The organism is Carnobacterium sp. (assembly GCF_032094055.1).
GTDB lineage: Bacteria > Bacillota > Bacilli > Lactobacillales > Carnobacteriaceae > Carnobacterium_A.
This window is the reverse complement of record NZ_DAMDAK010000124.1, coordinates 2847-4868: the sequence shown is the minus strand read 5'-3', so window position 1 is coordinate 4868 and position 2022 is coordinate 2847. Positions and strand designations below refer to the sequence as shown.

Annotated in this window: 1 protein-coding gene, 2 pseudogenes and 1 other annotated feature; of the genes and pseudogenes, 1 reads left to right on the top strand and 2 read right to left on the bottom strand. The window is 36.1% G+C overall.

What is annotated here, in order from left to right:
• Positions 1-876, bottom strand: a pseudogene (locus RT405_RS12990) (phosphomannomutase/phosphoglucomutase); the annotation flags it as partial.
• Positions 877-903: 27 nt separating this feature from the next.
• Complete coding sequence (gene argR / locus RT405_RS12985; protein WP_035027731.1) at positions 904-1359, bottom strand: arginine repressor; 456 nt, start codon at positions 1357-1359, stop codon at positions 904-906.
• 164 nt (positions 1360-1523) lie between these two features.
• Positions 1524-1740: a binding site (T-box leader), on the top strand.
• An 87-nt stretch (positions 1741-1827) separates the two neighbouring features.
• On the opposite strand from argR, the pseudogene RT405_RS12980 reads away from it, so the two are divergent.
• Positions 1828-2022, top strand: a pseudogene (locus RT405_RS12980) (arginine--tRNA ligase); the annotation flags it as partial.

Here is a 2022-nt window from a genome sequence, read left to right as displayed (position 1 = left end):
CAAATTGTTCCGATTTAGGGTCACACCTTCGTGGTCAACCAACGCCGACCGGTCAACATCAGTGTCAAAAATCACACCTAAATCTGCTTTGTTTTTTAAAACAGCTGTTTGGATGCTGTGCATCGCTTCTTGGTTATCTGGGTTAGGAATATGATTAGAAAAATTTCCGTCCGGTTCCAAAAATTGACTGCCTTTTATATTCGCACCTAATTTTTCTAAAACTTCTGTTGCAAAGAAACCGCCCGCTCCATTGCCAGCATCTACAACAATATGACGTCCAGTCAGCGGTTGCTTATAATTAGCTGGATCATTGATCCCTTTTTGAATTTTAGCAACTAGATCAGCAGCATAATCTGAGAGCAAGGATTTTTTTATCACTGTTCCTTTGCTGTTTTCCCAAGTAATGTAGTTTGATGCTGCATTTTTTAAAATGTATGCAATGTCCTCATGTTCCGCACCGCCGTCTTTAGTAAAAAACTTTAATCCATTGTATTCATATGGTAAGTGACTAGCTGTTATCATGAGTGCTGCATCACACTGATACTCTTCATATTGTGTCGACATAAACATAGCCGGTGTTGTCGCTAACCCAGCATCAATAATATCTATCCCGATTTTTGTTAAGTTCTCAATCAGAATAGTCTGAATACGTTGCGCAGATAACCGACTATCATAACCGATTGCTACTTTTATAGCATGTGCTTGATCAACCGGCAGCTGTTTAACTTCTTTTAACCAAACTGCCAATCCATATGCGATACGTTCAATCCGTTCATCTGTTAAGGTTACTTGGTTATCATCTGTTTGTATGGCAATTCCACGAATATCGGAGCCATTTTGTAAACCGGCTAGCCCTGAATCTGATACCGCTGACATCCTTCTACCTCCTCTGACCTATTAGTATTAGAGATTTACCCATCTGTGTAAATAATCGTACATTTTAGTAGCGTCTTCTTCGTCTTTCGAAATAATTAAACAGGTATCGTTTCCAGCAATCGTTCCCACTTTCTCTGGAAAATCAATGGCATCCATTAAAGCACCAATAACATGAGCATTCCCAGGGATAGTCATCAATATAGTCATAAATTGAACGCGTGTTAGTTTAATAACGACTTCGCTTAATGTTGATTGCAATTTTTCTTCATTAGACATTTTATTATTCTGAAAAAGGGCATACTTAACATTTCCATTTGAAGTAGTTGTTTTCACCAAATGCATTTCTTTAATATCACGAGAGATTGTTGCTTGAGTTGCCTCTACCCCTTCTTCTTTGAGGTAATGCAACAACTCTTCTTGCGTACCAATGTCATAATTATTAATTATTTGCTTGATAGCTAATTGACGATTTGATTTTTTCACTGTCAGACCTCCTTATAATTAAACGATTCTTTATTATTATACCAAAAAAAAGATGAATCCGCTTATATTTCATCATTTCTTTCCAAAAAGATGAATAAAAATTCTTTTTGAAAAGATTGGAATTATTCAACATGATTTGTTATAATCAATAAATAAATATAAATATTCTTTCGTTGATGAAGAGAGTACTGTTTGGGATTGTTTTAAGCGAGTTGGGACGGTGTGAGCCAATAGCAAAAAAAACAGGAAGCGCACTTTTGAGAAAATAATTTGAAATTAGTAAAATTATTCGGTTTTGTTTGCCGTTATCTAAAAACAAGTGGTTTTGTCGTTTAGGCAAAGCAACAAGAGTGGTACCGCGGGCTCAACCTCGTCTCTTTTTTGATTTAATCATTGAATCAAATCAGAGGCTTTTTTTGCGTCTACGATTAAGAAATAAATCAATCCATTTATATAGGAGGAAAAAAAATGAATTACAAATTAGTGATTGCTGAAGCTTTACACCAGCAAATCGGTGATACTTTACCAATGGAAACAATTTTCAACCTGCTTGAAAAGCCTAAAACAGCAGAACATGGAGATGTGGCTTTTCCTACTTTCACATTAGCAAAAACTTTTCGTAAAGCTCCTCAACTCATTGCTGCTGAATTAGGTGAAGTGGTT